This is a genomic window from Grimontia sedimenti (genome assembly GCF_011045095.1).
Lineage (GTDB): Bacteria > Pseudomonadota > Gammaproteobacteria > Enterobacterales > Vibrionaceae > Enterovibrio > Enterovibrio sedimenti.
In genome coordinates, this window is sequence record NZ_JAALDL010000008.1 from 52,714 (window position 1) to 71,144 (window position 18,431).

Consider the following 18,431-nt stretch of genomic DNA (forward strand, 5'->3'; position numbering starts at 1 on the left):
GATTACTCCACGGTCACTGATTTTGCGAGGTTACGTGGTTGGTCAACGTCGGTGCCTTTCAGCACAGCAACGTGATACGCCAGCAACTGCAAAGGCAGGGTGTAAAGCACGGGCATCAGTATGGGGTTGCAATCCGGCATCTCAATCGCATGGGTAATATGGTCTGATGCCAATTCGATACCTTCGTGGTTACTGATCAGAATCACTTTGGCGCCACGTGCGGCCACTTCGCGAAGGTTCGAGAGTGTTTTCGCCATCATTGGGCCCGGAGGTGCAACCAATACCACAGGCATGCTGTCATCAATCAGAGCAATTGGGCCGTGTTTCAGCTCGCCTGCCGGATAAGCTTCAGCGTGGATGTAGCTGATCTCTTTGAGCTTCAGCGCGCCTTCCTGAGCCAGGGGGAAACCTGTTCCACGGCCGAGGAAGAGTGCGTGCTCAGATTGCATCATGGAAGCAGCGACAGACTTAAGGGACGCCAGTTGATCAATCACGTTAGATAAGCCTACCGGTAGGCTGAACAGCGCCTTGATCGCCGCTTTTTCTGCTGCGACATCCAGTCGGCCGCTGGCTTTTGCCATGCGGAGGGCTGTCAGCAGCAGAACCATCAACTGTCCGGTGAAGGCTTTGGTTGAAGCCACACCAATCTCAGCGCCAGCCAGTGTGCGCAGGAAGCAGTCACTTTCAGCGGCCATGGTGCTGGTATCAACATTAAGCAGTGACATGCAAGATAAGCCTTGCTCTTTGGTGTAACGAAGCGCGGCGAGGGTGTCAGCTGTTTCGCCGGATTGGCTTATAAACAGCGACAGGGTGTTTGGCGACAGAGGAGATTCGCGGTAGCGATATTCAGACGCAACATCCGCCTCGACGGGAATCGCTGCGTATTGTTCGAACCAGGTGCGGGCGACCATGCCTGCATAGTAAGAGGTGCCGCAGGCAACGATAGAAAGACGGTCAAAGCGTTCCAGATTGGCTGGGAACATTTCATCTTTCAGCGTAAATGTCGCGTTGTCACAGTAGTGGTTGAGCGTATTTCGCACCACTTCTGGCTGCTGGTGGATTTCCTTCAGCATGTAATGACGATAGCCTTGCTTGCCTTGGTCGTGCTCGGAGACCTGCAGTGCTTTCATTTCTCTGTGCGTGGTTTCGCCATGGGTGGTGGTGATCACCAAGCCATCGACGCTTACTTTGGCAACATCCCCGTCTTCCAGCAGGCAGAGGTTGCGTGCAACACTCGCTAAAGCAATCGAATCAGATGAAATAAAGTGACCCGCAGCGCCCTGACCAATCACCAATGGACTGCCTAGACGTGCGGCATAAACCGTGTTTGGTTCAGAAGCGAAGATGACTGCTATCGCAAAGCTGCCTTCTAACGTAGCGACAGCTTCTCGCAGCGCAGCTTCGGGTGATAATCCTTTATCAAGGTTGCGGGTAATGAGCAGTGGGATGCACTCGCTGTCGGTTTCGCTGTTAAAACGATAACCATCGCTTTCCAGATCGGTTTTCAAAGCACTGTAGTTTTCGATGATGCCGTTATGAACCACGGCAACTTTAGGTGTCATGTGCGGGTGAGCATTGGATTCGGAAGGTGCACCGTGGGTCGCCCAACGGGTATGAGCTATGCCCACAAAGCCTTCCAATGGATGTTCTTTCAGCAGTGAGCTCAAGGCATCAAGTTTGCCCGGTGCACGGCGGCGTTGTAATCCGGTGCGTTGTGCGATCACCAGACCACTGGAGTCATATCCGCGATATGACAGGGCACGAAGCCCACCCACTAATGCTGAGGTGACTGACGTTTCTGAAACAGCTGCGAAGATCCCACACATAATCGTTCTCCTTGGTTTTCTTTTCCGTTCATTGATGAGCGCCTTTTCCAAGAAGAGAGCACTAACTGTGCCAAGATGTAATAGTGTTAATTTTCAGATAGATAGAGTAAAACGCCGTGCGATAAAACGGCGTTTTCTCATTATGAATGTCAGATTAATCAAATTGGCGGATATACCAATCACAGTAAGTAGGTGATCAGAAATAGCGCAGGAAAAATGCTCGAGAACAAGGCGGAAAATTTCGATAAGTAGTTATTCTACATTCAAATTTTCCAACGCTGTTATCGAGCATTTTAACAAGCTAGGATGAGTAGATATTTACTACGATTGGTATTAGTTTGCTGTTTGCCTTTTCATCGCCTGAATCGAAAATTTGGGTAGCAGGCTGAAGCGTTGTGCCAGCAGTACCATAGAACCTATCGCCATCATCAGTAGCATAAGGCGCGCGATGTCTGACCATTCATACGTGGAAACGTAAAGCCAGAAGAAGCAAAAACCACCGCAGAAAAGCAAGGCTGTTAAAGGATAAGGCAGATGGTAAAGGTGCTGGCTCACAGCATAGAACAACACGAACCTAAGACCTTGGGTAAAGGTGAGTGCCATTAGCACACCCATCACGCCGTAGCTGTTTCCCCACCAAATCAAGGTACCCACAGCAACAAGAGCAGACACCACATTAATCGCCATTTGTCCGTAGGTGGTGTCTCCGGCGAAGCTGCCAAGGTTGACCAATTCAGCCAGCTCTTTGAACAATGCGGCAATGATTAAAAAGACGGTGAAAGTCGCAGCGAGTTGATAGGTATCAGGGAGTAACCAAGTAATGGCGAGTGGAGCCAAAAAGGCAACCATTACTGAAATGAGCATCACTGCGGTCAGTCCAAAACAGGTATAACGTGTTGCTGTTTCGCGCCCGTTGACGTCATAAAGCACATCGAAGCGTTTTGGCATCCACCACATACCGAAAGGTTGCAGTAAAAGCACTACTGCGAGTCCGAACTTCGCGGCGACGCCAAACTGTGCCACCTCTTCGAGAGAACTGACTTCTGCCAGTACCCAGCGGTCGAAACCGTTCATGGTGAAAGCCATTAGGCCGCTCGCCATGATAGGAATACTGTAGATGAGTGATTGCTTGGCGACAGGCATGGAAAACGCCAATCCCGTTTCGCGAACCTGAATCACAAACAGAATCACTGCCTGTACAACAGCCGCAATGATCCCGGCTTCCAATACGCCATCGATGCCTCGGCCTGAAAGCAGCATCACCACAGTAAGACCCGCTTGTAGCAGCGCGCGGCCAACGGCGACGGAGAAGAAGGTGAAGGCACGATTCTGCATTCGAATCCAACCGAGTGGTACAGCGATACAACCTTCCAGCGCCAACATCAGAAGCACAAGACGTAACTGATAGGTGGTGAGCCCACCGGGAACCATACTGTCGAGCCAAGCCGCCAGTGACCAGGATAAAGGGATCACCACCGCGCAGATAATCAAAGTAAGCGTAAAGATCCGCGCGGACATGGTGAGCCGTTCTGCCTCGGATTTACAGCGCCCAACAAAGCGATACAAGGCATCTTCAAGTCCCAAACCCACCAGAATGCTGCCGAGGGCGGCGATACTGCTGACAATCTCCAATTTCCCGAATTCAGCTTGAGGCAACTGATGGGTAATAAAGGGCAGCATCAGCAGAGAGATCCCTCTCATCAATGCCATGCTGCTGCCATACAGCAAGGTTTGTTTCATCATTGGCGATAACGCTTTCATCCTTGAACCTCATCGCGGGCGAGCGTGGCTTCACTGCGTGCGCTTTGTTGAGTGAGTGCATCACAAATGGCTGAGAAGCAAAGTTCGGCGCGGTATTGACGCGCAATTTGGAACGCTTCCTCACCCAACTCTTTAAGCGACTGCATGTTCTGCTGCGCTTTTGCCAGTGTGCGGGCAAGATCCGCTTCATCGTCCGGCAAGTATTTCAGGCAGTTTTCGCCATCAGTCAGCTGGGTGTCCCAGTAGGCACCATCGGAAGGAATGATGACGCACATACCCGCAGCCATGGCTTCAAGAATGGATAAACCGAAAGGTTCTTTGGTGCTGGTGGAAACAAAAATATTGCTGTGCGCGCGAATGGCATCCAACTTTTCAGGGGCTTCATGCCAGAACACTTTTGTGATGCATTGCGGCGCGTCGCTGACCGCAAGGTTGGTCTGTTTCGGGCGGATAAAGCAAATGTGCGTTTCCGGGCGTTCAGACGGTGTCATGTGCGATAGCGCTTTGGTTAGCGTATCTAACCCTTTCCATTTCAGGAGAGAAGCCGCCCAGAACAATACCGCATAGTCATATTGGCATCGGGTTGGCCAAAGCGCCTTTGGCAGACCATTTCTGAAGGTCTGGAATTGAGGAAAGGCGGAAACATCTTCCAACGAGCCTGTTGCACTGATGGCGTGGTTTAACGAATCCCGCGTGGAGTCAAGATAATAGACTTCATCGGCAGACAGTAAGCAGCGGCCAATGGTTCTTGAGCGTGCAACCGGGCCATGTACCATTGCACCAGACGGTAACCCAGCAGAAAACGGGCGAGGTAAAGGCCAAGGTCAACACCCGGCCCTGATGCCGCGAGCGCCGTATCCATTCTTCCGACAAATAATCTTAACCAAAGCAATTGCAGGGCAATCAGAAAATGACGGGCGAAGTAGCTTAAACCCTGCTCGGTTTTTTCCAGTTGCTTTGGCATGTGCAAGGTTTTTACGTACGCCTGCGTTTTCGCCCAGGTGTCAGGGTCGGATGTCAGGATCGAAATGCGAACCGGCTTTGATTCCAACTGGCTAAGGATATGTTTGGTGGATACCTTAGAGCCGCCAGCAAAGGGGATCGGATCCAGAATCACGATATGCTTTAAACGTTTCATTACACAGCCTCCGAAGGTTGACGGCGGAATTTGCGAACAAAGTTCAGTGACGCCTTAACAGGAGGCACAAATTGCCATTGGTTGGTCCAACGGGCGGTCATGCTTGGATTGGTCAGTAGCGATTGGTATAGAGCTTCAAAGCGTTGGGTATGCTGAGTGATGGTGAATTCCGCCATCACGCGGCGATAGCCATCCTGCGAAAATTGCAGGCTTTGCTCTGGATTCGTAAACAGGTGGTAAGCCGCTTGTGCAATCGCATGTGCATTGTCGGGTTCAACAAGAATCCCGGTTTTCTGATGGGCGATAACGCCTGGAATGCCGCCCACTCGTGGGGCGACAACCGGTAAACCCGCGAGGTTTGCTTCCGCGAGAGTCAGGCCGAATACTTCTTCTCTCGCGCCGGAAAGATACACATCCGCACCGCCACGCATCAGGCCGACGACGTTTTCCTGTTCGCCAATCAGGTGAATGCGATCTTCCATGCCAGCTTCTGCGATCTGGCTTTCCAATGCCGCGCGTTCACTGCCTTCACCGATAACAACGAGGTGGGCTGGCAAGCGCAATTCCCGCATCTGGCGGCAGGCTTCAATCAGCAAATCGACGCCTTTGCGGTGAATGAGTGAGCACACAGTCACCGCAACGAAAGCATGGTAAGGAATGCCGCATTTCTTGCGTAAATCCTCAACAGGCTGGCTTAACAGCTTTTGGGTGTCGATGCCGTTTGGAATGACCTGACAGCGATTTTCGTTCGCGCCGTCACTCAGCAATTGGTCGACCACAGGTTGGCTGACACCAACGGCCACGCTGGCATGATGAAAACCGAGGGTGATGCGATCACGCAGTGGATAGCGGGAGTGCAGGTGAAGTACCAAAGGTAGTTTGCGGGCTCTGGCAACCAGATTCAGCCATTGTGATGGGGCACCACTGTTTGAATGCAGAAGAGAAATGTTGTGCTTATCAACGATACGAAGTCCTTCGTTGACCAACTTGGTGTAACCGACCACGTCCCACTTGGGCGCTTGTTCCCCAAACAGCAAAGTAAAGTTGCTGACGTAAACCGGAATATCGAGTTGGCGAACCTGTTCAGCCAATGCTTCATTGTTACACCAGAGCACAGGTGCAAACGCAGATTTATCGAGGTGGGTCAGCAGGTCGATTAGACAACGTTCGCTGCCACGAATCCAGTTATCACCATAATGCACAAAAAGTACGTTCTGACGGGTTTGTTGAGTTTGCAGTGATGCGTTCATTGTTCTTCCTCCAGTCCTTTTGGCGATGAAAGCGCCGGACTTGTGTATATGAGTGTGACTGCAAAGAACGCACCAGTTTTTAAGTGATTGAAATAAAAGAGCCTGATTGGATTTCTCGCCTCAGGCTCAGGGTTTTCTTTCATTTTGAGAGTCAGATTTACAGGGAATATGCCGATACAACCTGAATACGAGTAACTTCAGGTCGTTTGGGTATAAGCCTTCAGCAATTTCGGAACGACAGCTTCAGCAGAGTAACGCTCTTTAATGGTTGAAATCGCGTTGATTTGCCACGTTGAACGCTTTTGCGGATCGCTGTTTCGCCAGTCATGGACTACATCGACCATAGATGTGACGTCTCCCTGTTTCAGCAACCAACCATTTTTCTCGTGCTGGATGAGCTTATCCAGTGCGCCGACATTGAAAGCGGCCACCGGAATCCCCCTTGCCATGGCTTCAAGCGATGACATAGGGAGGCCTTCAGCGCGGGACGGCAACACCAACAGCCCGATTCGCGGCCAGACCCTTCTCATGTCTGTCTGCGCGCCATGGAACACCACGTTAGCAGGCGCAGACTTTTCAAGTTCCTTGCGCATGGGGCCATCGCCATAAATGTGGAAGTCGAGATAAGGAAAGTGTTTGGCAAGCAGCACGAAACGGTCAGGCGCTTTCTCTTTGCTGAGGCGACCGACAAAGGCAATCTCTTCGCCGGATGATAAAGAGAGGTCTCGGGTATTCACAAAGTTGTCTGACAGTTCTGCAGGGCAAGGGATCGTTGACAGAATGGGCGTGCTGACAGCGAACACTTTGTCGGCCAAAAAAGCGGTATGACGGTCAAACCAGTCGTACATCTTTAGCTTTCCTTGTTTTTCTTCGCCGCTGTGGAAGGTGCTTGCACAGGTGATTCCCATCATCTTACACATAGGGCGAACCAGAATGCCGGCTTTGTAACCGTGGGTATGAATAACGTCAGGCTTGTGTTTGCGTATTTCACGCCACAGGGTTGTCAGACGTCCGTCTAGCACTTCACATTGGAGACCTGCATAGAGGAGGCGGCGTTGGACAGGATGGCTGCCGTAGTTATTGAGAAAGACCACCGTCACTTCATTCCGCGCACTGTTCAAGCCAAGCGCCAGATGCTCTACGTGAGACTCGATACCGCCGAAACCACGACTGTCTAATACTAACCAAATCTTCTTCGTTTCCATTTTTACCACCCATTTCCAATCAAGAAAGTGAAAAGACTCTACCGAAAGCCTTTCAGCAAACTTAATGCCAGTGTGCTAACTCCTTGAAATAGCGAACAGGGCGTTATTACGCAGTGTGTGCAAGGTGTTGAAATTCATCAAAATGAGAAAAGGAGAAAACGGAATTAGTCAAACCGCATGTCAAAATGACGAAATGATAGGAGCCCGCTTCTTTCTCGTGCGGATAGAGGGAACAGGTGGCTTGTTGGCTCAGGAGGAAATCTATCAATAGCAATAACGTGAAATGATTTTATATTCATGTTTTTATTGAATAACTCATCGAATTTGAGTGATTTTTCTTTCTGAAATGACCCTCGGTTCAGAAAATCTGGCAAACCCTTTGCAGAGAGTACCGATAGAATCTCGAAACGGACAGAGGTCTTTATGGCAAGTTATTTAGTGACAGGCGGATGCGGATTTATCGGCTCCCATTTAGTTGAATCGCTTCTGGCAGAGGGTCACCATGTCAGGGTCGTCGACAACCTCTCAACGGGCTACCGCAACAACGTTCCAAGACACTGTGAACTTCGCGTTGCCGATATCTGCCAGCCGGGTGTGTTGGAAGAGGCGATGAAAGAAATGGACGGTTGCTATCATCTCGCCGCCATTGCTTCTGTTGAACGTTCGAATGAAGAGTGGATTGAAACCCATCAGGTGAACCTGACCGCCAGCATTCGTGTATTTGAAGCTGCCCGAACCGCTAAAACGCCTGTCGTCTACGCATCTTCTGCTGCAGTATATGGCGATAACGCTGATATGCCTCTGTCAGAGCGCTCGATCCCCCGACCATTGACCGCCTATGGCGCAGATAAGCTGGGATCGGAACTTCACGCCAGAGTGGCTTCCATGGTTCATGGTGTTCCGACAGCGGGAATGCGTTTTTTCAATGTGTTTGGACCTAGACAGGACCCTAAATCGCCTTATTCCGGCGTGATTTCTATCTTCGCCGATAGGATCATGGCCTCTCAACCCCTGACAATTTTTGGTGATGGCGAGCAAACGCGCGATTTCATTTTTGTCGGTGATGTGGTTCGTTTCCTTCGTGGTGCGATGCAGAGTATCTCGACGACACCTGAGGTGTTTAATGTATGCCGTGGTGAAGCACTTTCCGTTAACCAGCTTGCCAATACCTTGATGACGTTAACGGGGATAAAAGTCAGTGTGTCCTACCTGACAGCGCGAAAAGGTGATATCCGCACCTCAATTGGCAGCCCCATGCATGCCCAAAAAGAGCTGCGTCTGGTCGCGCAAACCTCAGTCACGCAAGGGCTGAGAGAGTTGATTGATTACCTCAACGAAGACGGTGAACGCTCGGTGGGATAGCCCTGCAATCTCAATAACATTCCGAAAGAACAACGCCACATTTATGCGGCGTTGTTTTTGGTTTGAAGAGGGAAATGTCGGTCAGGCTTCGTCGGTTTCCCAAGCCTGCTTTTTCCGATAAAGCGTGGAAGGGCTGATTTGCAATAGAACGGCGGCCTTCAACACGTTTCCATCACAATAGGCGATAGTTTTCTGAATGGCTTCCCGCTCAATTTCGCTCAGTGGACGAATGTCAGAATCAGGTGCTGCGTCTTCGTCCGCTCTTTCCTCAATAAATCCAGATTTCACAGGCTCAACAGGTTTCATGGTTTTGGTGATGGACCGGATTTCCTGATCGCTCAAGGTTTCATTCAAAGGTGGCGGCAACTGTTTGATGGTAACCGCCTCCCCATCATGAAGAACCACTACATTGCGAACCACATTCTGCAACTGGCGGACGTTGCCCGGCCAGGGGTAATGGCGCAGCACGACTTCTGCCTCGGGGGAAAAGCGGGTGAAGAGTTTTCCTTCTTCCTTGGCGTAAGAAACCAAGAAGCTGGTGGCGATGGAAAGGATGTCATCGCCCCGCTCGCGAAGGGGCGGCATGGCAAGTGGCACCACGTGGAGACGGTAGTATAAATCCTCGCGGAAACGGCCTTCGGCAACTTCTTTCATTGGGTCGCGGTTAGTTGCACACAAGAAGCGAATGTCTACGCTCTCTTCTTTGCTGGCACCGACTTTCTGGTAGCGTCCTGTTTGGATAAATCTCAGCAGTTTTTTCTGCAGTTCTAAATCCATTTCGCAGATTTCATCAAGGAACAGGGTCCCGCCATTGGCTTGTGCCGCCGCCCCTTTTCTGTCATTGCTCGCGCCGGTAAATGCCCCTTTGATATGGCCGAAAATTTCACTCTCCATCAAATCGTGAGGAATGGCGCCGCAGTTCAATGCCACAAATGGTTCACCTGCGCGAGGGCTTTGGTTATGAATGGCTTCTGCGCATACTTCTTTCCCGGTACCGCTTTCCCCAGTGATAAAAACGGTGGCTTTGCTTGGGGCGGCAGAGTCGATAATGCGGTAAACGTTCTGCATCGGTAGACTGGCACCGATAAAGCCATGATAGGTGTGGCGTTCAAAGCTGCTTTGTAGATCTTCCACCAAACCTTGAAGACGTGCATGCTCTAATTGATTCTTAATGGTTGTTTTGAGCCTTTCTGCACTGACCGGTTTTTCGAGAAAATCCACCGCGCCTTGGCGCATCAAATCGACGGCAGTGTTGAGTGTGCCATGGCTGGTGACGATGATAACGGAAGAAGGAATCCCCTGTTTTTTAATCCACTGCAGGATTTCTTCACCAGGCATATCAGGCAGTTTCAGGTCGAGCAAAATCAGGTGAGGCGTGCTTTCCTGCAGGTAATCGAGTGCCGCTTGGCCGGTTTCGACGCAGGCCAGCTCAACAGACTCGTTAGCCAGATATTGTTTGTAGAGGTTAGCGAGTGGTAGCGAGTCTTCAATGATCAGGACGCGGTACGTTGACTTCATGTGAGCTTTTTCCTCTTTGTGATCGTCGGCTTAGCACGGTAAGCGATGGTTGGTTTCTGTCTTAAGTGTAAGACATGTTCGACCTACTGTTTCGTAAAGCCTTTTTCTGCCCGAGCTTCTAACGCTTCGAAAGACTTTTCAGCAATATCAGAAATGGCTTGTGCACTTGCGAGCGCAAGGTCAAAGCTTTGCTCAAGACAATGCTTTTCGATGTCTCTACAGAACGCACAAAGCTGTTTGTTGCCATGAGCTGCAGCACTGCTGCCGAGCGTATGTGCTTCAAACTCCAGCGTGTAATGGTCGTTCTCGTTCGCCGACTGGGCGATTTTTTCCACCCGCTGACGGGCATCTTTGATGTAAAACTCAATCAACTCTGGCACCAATTCTGCGGACGTATCTTTGGCCAATTGTGCCAGAGTGGCCTCATCTACCATCGGCGCGTCTTTATCTGCACCAGTATCGGTTTCGGCGTTAATGTCCGCCATGTCTGTAATGGGTTTCGAGGCCATTGAGAGTGCACTGTCTGGCGCAGACTTTGGGCTAATTGCAGTGTCATTGGGTTGCCAGCGGGCAAGGCAGTCTAGGATGGATTGTCGGGTAAAGGGTTTGGAAACAAAGTCATCCATGCCAAGTTCGATAAAGTGCTCCCGGTCGCCACGAAGTGCGTGGGCGGTGAGAGCGACAATCACGACATCTTTAGCCGGAGCGTCCATTGCACGGATTCTCTTGGTGGCTTCCATGCCGTCCATGTGTGGCATCGAAATGTCCATCAAAACAATGTCGTAAGGAATATGTGAAACGGCTTCGACGGCTTCGACACCGTTACTGACGATATCGACAGAAATACCGGAGAATTCCATCATGGTGCGCAGCACGATTTGGTTTGCGGGATTATCTTCTGCCACAAGGATGCGCAGATTATCTGAAATATTGGTTGGGTTGATGTCTTGCTTACTCTTGCTGGTTACCTCACCATATTCCTGCTCATCCGCAATGGCCAACTCAATGGTAAAAGTGAAGGTGGATCCTTTACCCACTTCACTGATCACAGAGATTTGCCCGTTCATCTGACTGACCAACTGACGGCAGATTGCCAAGCCTAATCCGCTTCCTTCATGGGTACGGCTGTAGGTGGCCTGTGCCATCGTAAACTCTTCAAACAGCGTAGGAATGTGCTTTTGGTCAATCCCTATTCCCGTGTCTTTCACATCGACCTGAAGTTGCACCGAATCATGTCGGCGGTGTAAGCATTGAAGGTTGATATTGACGGTGCCGGTGTTGGTGTATTTCACCGCATTGGAAAGCAGGTTCAACAGAATTTGGCGGACACGATCGCCATCGCCGACCAAATACTTTGGCACACCGTCAGCGATGCGGGAGGTCAGCTGGAGGTTTTTGTTCTCTGCCTGCGGGTAGACGATATCGACGGTGTGTTCGAACAAGTCATACATGTTGAACGGGTTGTTCTCGAGCGAGAGCTTGCCTGCTTCCATCTTGGAGAAGTCGAGAATGTCGTTGATGATGGCCAGCAACAATTCACCGGATTCACGGGCTGTTTTTACCAGTTTCTTCTGTAAATCATTAAGTTCAGTTTCTTTTAAGAGTCCAAGTACGCCAAGTACGCCGTTCATGGGGGTGCGAATCTCATGACTCATGGCAGCCAGAAAGTGACTCTTCGCTTTGTTGGCATTCTCTGCTGCCAGTTGCATTTCTTTGAGTCGGGTTTCGCCCCTTTTTGTTCTGTCAGATCAAAGAAGTGTGCAACGTAATGGCTAAGTTCATCGTTTTCATCGGTAATGGAAGTGATGGACATAAAAACGGGTATTTCATGCCCTTCTTTATGCCTCAGGCGCATTTCCCCTTCCCAGCTTCCTTCAGCGTGCAGAATGCGCCAAATCTTTTTGTGGAACCCAAGGTCTTCAGGGTTAGCGGTTAAAGAGCGTGGTTTTTCGCCGGCCACTTCGCTGCTGTGGTAGCCTGTAATAGTCGTAAAGGCAGGATTGCTGCGAATAATGTGCCCTTTGTTATCTGCAATGAAGACGGGTTGGGAGGTGTCGAAAGCATGCGCTGCAATTTTCAGCTCTGTTTGGTTCTGTAACCGTTGAGTAATATCGCGGATGTAAGAGACAAAAATGTGCCCCTGTTCTGTTTTGGCTGCGGAGATGGATATTTCAATCGGGAATTCACGACCGCTTCGTCGGATAGCACTGAGCTCGATCCGTTGGTTGAGTACTGGGCCTTCTCCGGTTTCCAGGAAATGGCGCATGCCCTGAATGTGCATGTCTCTCATGGGAGGAGGCACTATGGTCTCCGCCATGGATTTTCCGACTATATCATCCCGATCCCAGCCGAAAATTTGTTCTGCCACCGGGCTGAACTCGATGATGATATCTTGATCGTTGGCCACAATGATCGCATCGTGTGAGGCTTTGTAGATAGCTTCGCTTTGCTCTTCAATCTGGCGCGCTTCAATGTACGAATACTTTTGTTCTTTGAGCGAAGCGTGGAGTTGGGCGTAGCTTTTATCCAACTTTTCTTTGGTGTTGAGAATATATTCGACGGTGGCGCTGATATCATCGGCGTAATTGACCAGTTTGACATCCTCTGGTGCTGTGTCTGTGCCTTGGAGATGGTTTAAGCGTTTCAACGGCCGCATTGCGCCGACCATCATAAAGTAGATGCTGAATATGGCGATGATGGCGAGCGCCACCGTGCTGAATATGATGATTTGCCCCAGTTCGGATGATGCTGATTCAAAGTGCTGAGCTTGAAAACCAATCACAGCTTCAACGCCTGGGACTGGGCTCTTTTCGATGGGAAGCGACACGGTGGTGACTTTAATGGTTGGGTCCCGCGTTGAATGAGAGTGCGCCCAAACGTTTTGCCCTTTTTCAATCGTCAGATACAAGATCCCTGGTTGCTTGGTGATTTGGTCTGAAATACGTTGCAGCCCTTCCAGATCTCTGCGTTCTAAATAAGGCAGGGTGGTAAGCGTGACCAATTGAGAAATATGTGCCTCGAGATGATACACATCATGATGCTTTTCTTTTTCAAGTAATGTCGCAGCAAAAGCGATCATCACTGCCAGCCCAATGACGAAAATAAGAGCAACGCGATAAACAGTTCTAATGCGAATCTTCAAAGCGGGCCTCTGCTGTTAAATATGAGCTCGGTGGCATAAAGCGAACGATTTACTGTCAGTCTAGTACAGGGTCGGCATATTCCAACAGCACAATGGTGGCATCGTCACGGTGCCAATCCCCATAGTTATCAAAAACCTGCATGACATGCTGTACAGCCTCATTGACGGGTAATGAGCGTGTATTTTCCAGCTCGCGCATCACCGCTTTTTCGAGAACCTGTCGACTCTCCGTGGAGTCTGCTGCCTCAAACAAGCCATCGGTATAAAGTGCAATGCGCTCTCCTGAACTGAGTGTCGAGGTCAGGGTTTGGTAGTCTGCGCCATAGAGCACACCTGGCATAATGCCGCCGACATCCATCAGTTCAGCGCCTTGTTCACTGACTTTAATTGGCGGAGGATGACCAGCGGTTGCCATTGATAAGGTGGCATTGTCGTAAAGCGCGACAGAGCAGCAGGTTAAGATGACCTGTGAGAGCAAATTATCGTCCATGGCACAGTCGGAAAGACGGCTTAATAGCGTGCCGCACGGATCATCAGTATCGTCGACGTGATACATCAATCCGCGTAGGTAGCCGCCATAGGCGTAAGAGAAGAACTTGGCTGCTACATCATGGCCCATCACATCGACCATGTTGATCATCAGGAAATCATCCGTGTTGCGGTGCAATACCAAATCACCACCTCCAATCCCGGTATTTCTGGTGGCAATGGCAATTTGCCAGTTGCGGGACTCTGTTGGCAGTGACGGAGTTAGAGATTGCGTAATCCTATGGTTCACCTTATCGGTGAGCTGACGATAGATTTGCTCTGAGCGATGCAATACTCTTCGAGCGCTTTGTACCAATGCAGATTTGGTAACAGGTTTGAGGATATAGTCATCGATCCCCAAACCCATGGCGTTGTCCCGTACTTCCTGGCTGTCCGCGTAGGTGAGGAAAATGAATGGGGTAAGTAGCGTATTGGTTTGTTTATGGAGTGCTCTTTTAAGATCTAACCCGTCCATACTGGGCATACGAATATCAGAAATTACCAAATCAACGTGGTTATTCATCAAGAACTGCAGGGCTTCCTGACCATTTGCGGCTTCAGAAACCTTAAAGTGTTCTGAGAGATACGCGCTTATCAGGCGACGCTGGCTATCGTCGTCTTCAACGACTAATACGCTGGGCTTGGTCGCTACCTGCTGTATCTTCCATTTCAGTGTGAGGCGATTGGCACCAAACGTGGTGCGCTTAACGTATTCGAGTTCGTCGGTCAGGCTGTGGATCAGAGCGAGACCTCGTCCACCCTCTTTTTCTTCAAAGGTATCGAGTGATTGCACCCGGCTTGCCAATGTTGGGTCCCAGCTTTCGCCGTCATCATCAATGTGCAGCAGCCAGGCACCATCAACACATTCTAAAGTGACAGCAATGAAGGTCGGGTGAGGGTCTGTGTGCTCTATCAGATTCGCGGTTGCTTCAGAAAAGCACAGCTGGATTTTGTTGGAAAGGTGATCAGCGACGCCACGTTGCTTGAGCGTTTCGCCCAAATGCTTTCGAGTGCTACTCACCTTAGTGAGTGTAGCGGGGCGGCATTCTTCCTTTACCACAGAGACCATACGCTATATCTCCAACGACAACAGATGGCTACTGAAAATAGATTTACGTAGCCTTTGGGTGATTTTTGGGAATCGTTTGGACAGCCTGCCGACCTCGCGAAGAATTTCAGTCTTTAGCGAAGGGTTGTTTTTGTCGTTCATCACACAGCCCAACAAGTGACCTCCGGCATCGTGTAATTTTTTCACAGATTCGGATGCCTGAGCTTCAGTGGTTTGCCCTGACATTACCACTAAAATGGTTCCGTCCGACGCAGACGCGACCCTTTCAGGAGGAATGTTGTTGGCGTTCAAGCGCGCCATCGGCGAGGTGTCGAAGATGATGAGATCATAATCTTTGTGCCACTCTTCGACATACGCTTCCAAAGAGCCCGGGCGACGAAGCTCCATGATGGTTTCGCGCTTGGACGGCGCAATGATCCCGGTGAAGTATGTGCTTTCACCGTCCACGCCCACCAGTTCGGGGTTGGGCAGGTAATGATTGTCATAAGTCGTGACTGTCATGCCCTGACTGACGAGGCTGGGATGGTAAAGGTTCAGGTCAACCACAAGGGTAGATTGCCCAGCTAGCAGGGAACGGTGTGCAATGGCAGAAGCTAGAGAAGTCACACCTTCGCCTGATTCCGTGGCGGTGATGGTCAGGGTTTTGTAATTGTTGCGAACGATCTGAAAGTAAATGCGTTCGATCTCGACGTTGAGCGGCGAAATAAACATCACAATATTCCTATCAGTGCGGCGATACCGGCTATCTGGAACAAGTCGGTAATCCCTTGGCGGATTTTTTCTGCGGTGCTTTCATCCTTGCTGGGTATATACACGGTATCACCGGCGCGAAGCACGGGCAGATCCTGAAAACGGGCGGTTCGGCTGAATTCTGAAAGATTGAAGGTTCGCGCCTGATCTCGGCAGCAAGAGAGGTTCACGACAGTGATCTTCTCGACATAGGCATTGTTGGACGTGCCTCCTGCTTCAGCGAGCAAGTCCAGAATAGTCATATGATCATCGAAGTTATAGCGACCGGGTTTGTTCACAGCGCCCAGTACGCGGATGGTTTCTTCTTTCGGGCGATCCAACCAGTTGCGATCTTTTTCTGGTACATAAATGGTGTCGCCGATATTTACTTCCGGCAGTAAATTCGCATCACCGGTTTCGAAAAACAGGGCAAGGTTGAGGCGACTGACACGGGCATGCTTTCCGTCTAAGTGCGTGATGCGAATGTTATGTATATCGGCATCAGTGGTTGGGCCGTCAGCCGCGGAGAGGATGTCGAGAAAATGCATTTCTTCGGTGAAACGGTAGCGCCCCGGCGCCCCGACCTGACCGAAAATATAGATGGAGCTGTCTGAGCTTTGACGAATCCATTTGGACTTGTTGTCCGTCGGATCATCTGGCAAATCATGGACCCTGACGGTTGAACCGGCACGAATCTCGGGTAATTCGCTGTCAGGGCGTCCTTCGTTGATGAAGGTATCAAGGTTCAGCACGTAGGTTTTAGTGCGATTCCCTCCAATGGGCGTGACGACTTCAATACGGCTGGTATCGGCGCGTGAGGTGGGGCCACCAACATGGGCGAGTAAATCCATCAGCGACATTTCGTCTGACCACTCAACCCGGCTGGGTCGAAGAACTTCCCCGATCACGCGGACGGCGCGGGTAGGCGATACCTTGAGCCAGGATTTTTCATTTAAATCCAGTTTCTCTGGCACGAAGATGGCGTCGCCCGGCATGATCTTAGGCATGGCATCTGTCATTCGTCCTTCCGAAAACAAGGTGAGGTCGAACGGTACGTTGGTGCCATTTCGCCGGATAATACGGATTTGTCGACTTTCAGCGAAACGCGTGGGGCCGCCAGCGTTAGCAAGAATATCAATGAAGGTAGCCCCTTCCTTGCCTTCGTAGGCACCCGGCTTGGCGACTTCTCCCATCACATACACGGTGTTGGAGCCGGCTTTGATTTCTTCTTCCTGCTTAGGTACAAAAATCGTCGCGCCTGCCACAATGTTCGGCAGAAGGCTTTCATCACCTGAGTCTAGATAGCGTTTGAGGTCGAAGATTTTTGGCTCGTTGTCGGAGATAACGCGGATTTGTTCCACTGCCGCATAGCGGGTCACGCCGCCTGCACGCATGAGCATGTCCACCAGGTTGTTTTCCTCTTTGGCGGAGAAACTGCCCGGGCGTAACACTTCACCAAACACCTTAATGGCTTCTCTGTCTTCTGCGGCATCACCGGAATCAGCCAGAGCGGTAGGGTCAAACGTTTGTTCAATGTTGCCAATCATTGGAGAGGCAGGCACGAACAGCGTGTCCAGCGAACGCAGTTCAGGTAGCAGGCTTGAATCGCCGGTATCGAGAAATTTCTTGTAGTCAAAAATAATCACTTCGCCGTTGCGACGCAGCTGGAAGCGGTCCAACTGGGCACCAGCACGCAGTCCGCCTGCGGCATAGAGGGCCATTTGCACTGAGGCATTTTGATTTAGCGTGAACTCACCCGGCTCTTCCACGTAGCCTTGAATGGTCACGAGCAGTTGTCGTTTACTGATGAACACTTGCAGGGAGGAAAGATCACGGAACACAGCGCCAAGCGTTTCTTTCACTGCGGCATCCAGCTCGGCTTCTGTCATGCCGTTGGCTTCAACCATGCCGACTTCAGGGAGAGTGAGCCTTCCCTGACGATCAACCTGAAACTCTTTGTTCAGGGTGACTTCGCCGGGCAACATGATGGCAATCTGATCACCCACCTGCACACGATACTCGTCTGCGGTCGCGGAAACGCTGACCATCAGCAGGAATAATAGGGTGATGAAACGGGTCATGGTTGACTCCCCTCATCTTCTGAATTGGCTTCGGCTTCGACCAACTCGATAGAAACACGGCGGTTTACGAGGCGGTTTTGAGGCTCACTGCCTTCAAAAAGCGGGTCGGTTGAACCCACTGCATCGACCGTGATGCGTGAGGGGGATAAACCGAATATCTGTAGGTAACGTTTGACCTGATTTGCACGTTCGAGAGACAGCTTTTTGTTAGCGGCAGAACCGCCCACCGAATCTGCGTGTCCGGTAACATGAAGACTGTACTGAGGCAGGTCTCGTAGCAGGTGTGCGGCTTCTGCCAGGTGACCCATGTATTTGGGGTTCACTTCAGGTGAATTGAAGGCAAATTGATTATCGACATTGAGTAAGGTGTAGATTTCTGCAGCGAGGTCTGAGGCGTTGCTGTAGCCGTCTGCCGATGCTGGTACGCAAGCGCCACTGCGCTTCACTGCATCTAGCTGCTTTTCGAGCCTTTCGAGGGTGGCACGTTGGATAATAATGTCGTTGGCGGCGTCAAATTCCAGTCCGCCATGCAGCTCACGGACAATGCGGTCTTGTAGACGGCGTGCTTGTAATACGGTAGCAGGGAAGCAAAGTTCTGCCCCTTCCAGCACAAGAACATCGAGGTGTCTGGCGCCCAACTCCCACTCGAATCGCAGACCATGCTCAGGGCCGAGAGGTTCATCAGGCATAACGGGAGAAATTGACGAATGATAACCTTCGGCCATACCACCTTGACCGTGGTCAGGAAACGCTGAACAACCAGAGAGCAGCAGTATCGCGAAGAAAAGTGTGAAGCAGTTTGTCATCCTAATTCTCCCTGGG

14 protein-coding genes are annotated in these 18,431 nt (G+C 50.7%); 1 reads left to right on the forward strand and 13 read right to left on the reverse strand.

Annotated elements, in window-relative coordinates:
- Nucleotides 1-2 precede the first annotated feature (2 nt).
- From glmS to G5S52_RS11950, 6 genes are all read right to left on the reverse strand, one after another.
- On the reverse strand, nucleotides 3-1,826 hold the full coding sequence (glmS, locus tag G5S52_RS11930; RefSeq protein WP_165013786.1) for a glutamine--fructose-6-phosphate transaminase (isomerizing): 1,824 nt from the start codon (nucleotides 1,824-1,826) through the stop codon (nucleotides 3-5).
- 333 nt (nucleotides 1,827-2,159) lie between these two features.
- Nucleotides 2,160-3,587, reverse strand: a complete 1,428-nt coding sequence (locus G5S52_RS11935) for a lipopolysaccharide biosynthesis protein (protein WP_165013788.1) — start codon at nucleotides 3,585-3,587, stop codon at nucleotides 2,160-2,162.
- Nucleotides 3,584-4,363, reverse strand: coding sequence for a glycosyltransferase family 4 protein (locus G5S52_RS11940; protein ID WP_235956209.1), 780 nt, complete (start codon nucleotides 4,361-4,363; stop codon nucleotides 3,584-3,586). The genes G5S52_RS11935 and G5S52_RS11940 overlap by 4 nt, the downstream gene beginning before the upstream one ends.
- Nucleotides 4,267-4,725, reverse strand: a complete 459-nt coding sequence (locus G5S52_RS23925; RefSeq protein WP_235956211.1) for a hypothetical protein — start codon at nucleotides 4,723-4,725, stop codon at nucleotides 4,267-4,269. The genes G5S52_RS11940 and G5S52_RS23925 overlap by 97 nt, the downstream gene beginning before the upstream one ends.
- Nucleotides 4,725-5,975: a glycosyltransferase gene (locus tag G5S52_RS11945; protein WP_165013790.1), complete on the reverse strand. Its 1,251-nt coding sequence runs from the start codon at nucleotides 5,973-5,975 to the stop codon at nucleotides 4,725-4,727. The genes G5S52_RS23925 and G5S52_RS11945 overlap by 1 nt, the downstream gene beginning before the upstream one ends.
- A gap of 197 nt (nucleotides 5,976-6,172) precedes the next feature.
- Nucleotides 6,173-7,180 carry a glycosyltransferase family 4 protein gene (locus tag G5S52_RS11950; protein ID WP_165013792.1) on the reverse strand — a complete coding sequence of 336 codons (1,008 nt, stop codon included), beginning with the start codon at nucleotides 7,178-7,180 and terminating at the stop codon, nucleotides 6,173-6,175.
- Nucleotides 7,181-7,603: 423 nt separating this feature from the next.
- Between G5S52_RS11950 and G5S52_RS11955 the strand changes: the two genes are divergently transcribed.
- Nucleotides 7,604-8,542, forward strand: a complete 939-nt coding sequence (locus G5S52_RS11955; RefSeq protein ID WP_165013794.1) for an NAD-dependent epimerase/dehydratase family protein — start codon at nucleotides 7,604-7,606, stop codon at nucleotides 8,540-8,542.
- Between the two features lie 81 nt (nucleotides 8,543-8,623).
- Here G5S52_RS11955 and G5S52_RS11960 read toward each other — a convergent pair whose 3' ends face one another.
- The 7 genes from G5S52_RS11960 to G5S52_RS11985 form a co-directional block, all read right to left on the reverse strand.
- Nucleotides 8,624-10,060: a sigma-54-dependent transcriptional regulator gene (locus G5S52_RS11960; protein WP_165013796.1), complete on the reverse strand. Its 1,437-nt coding sequence runs from the start codon at nucleotides 10,058-10,060 to the stop codon at nucleotides 8,624-8,626.
- Between the two features lie 83 nt (nucleotides 10,061-10,143).
- Nucleotides 10,144-11,769 (reverse strand): ATP-binding protein, encoded by a 1,626-nt coding sequence (locus G5S52_RS23930; protein ID WP_235956213.1) that lies wholly within the window; start codon nucleotides 11,767-11,769, stop codon nucleotides 10,144-10,146.
- Nucleotides 11,712-13,202 (reverse strand): PAS domain-containing protein, encoded by a 1,491-nt coding sequence (locus tag G5S52_RS23935; RefSeq protein ID WP_235956216.1) that lies wholly within the window; start codon nucleotides 13,200-13,202, stop codon nucleotides 11,712-11,714. The genes G5S52_RS23930 and G5S52_RS23935 overlap by 58 nt, the downstream gene beginning before the upstream one ends.
- Before the next feature lie 55 nt (nucleotides 13,203-13,257).
- Nucleotides 13,258-14,799, reverse strand: coding sequence for a response regulator (locus tag G5S52_RS11970; RefSeq protein ID WP_165013798.1), 1,542 nt, complete (start codon nucleotides 14,797-14,799; stop codon nucleotides 13,258-13,260).
- A 3-nt stretch (nucleotides 14,800-14,802) separates the two neighbouring features.
- On the reverse strand, nucleotides 14,803-15,510 hold the full coding sequence (locus G5S52_RS11975) for a P-loop NTPase family protein (RefSeq protein ID WP_002539871.1): 708 nt from the start codon (nucleotides 15,508-15,510) through the stop codon (nucleotides 14,803-14,805).
- Nucleotides 15,510-17,609 carry an SLBB domain-containing protein gene (locus tag G5S52_RS11980; RefSeq protein WP_165013800.1) on the reverse strand — a complete coding sequence of 700 codons (2,100 nt, stop codon included), beginning with the start codon at nucleotides 17,607-17,609 and terminating at the stop codon, nucleotides 15,510-15,512. Before G5S52_RS11980 ends, G5S52_RS11975 begins: the two co-directional genes overlap by 1 nt.
- Complete coding sequence (locus G5S52_RS11985) at nucleotides 17,606-18,415, reverse strand: OmpA family protein (RefSeq protein ID WP_165013802.1); 810 nt, start codon at nucleotides 18,413-18,415, stop codon at nucleotides 17,606-17,608. The genes G5S52_RS11980 and G5S52_RS11985 overlap by 4 nt, the downstream gene beginning before the upstream one ends.
- Nucleotides 18,416-18,431: the final 16 nt, after the last annotated feature.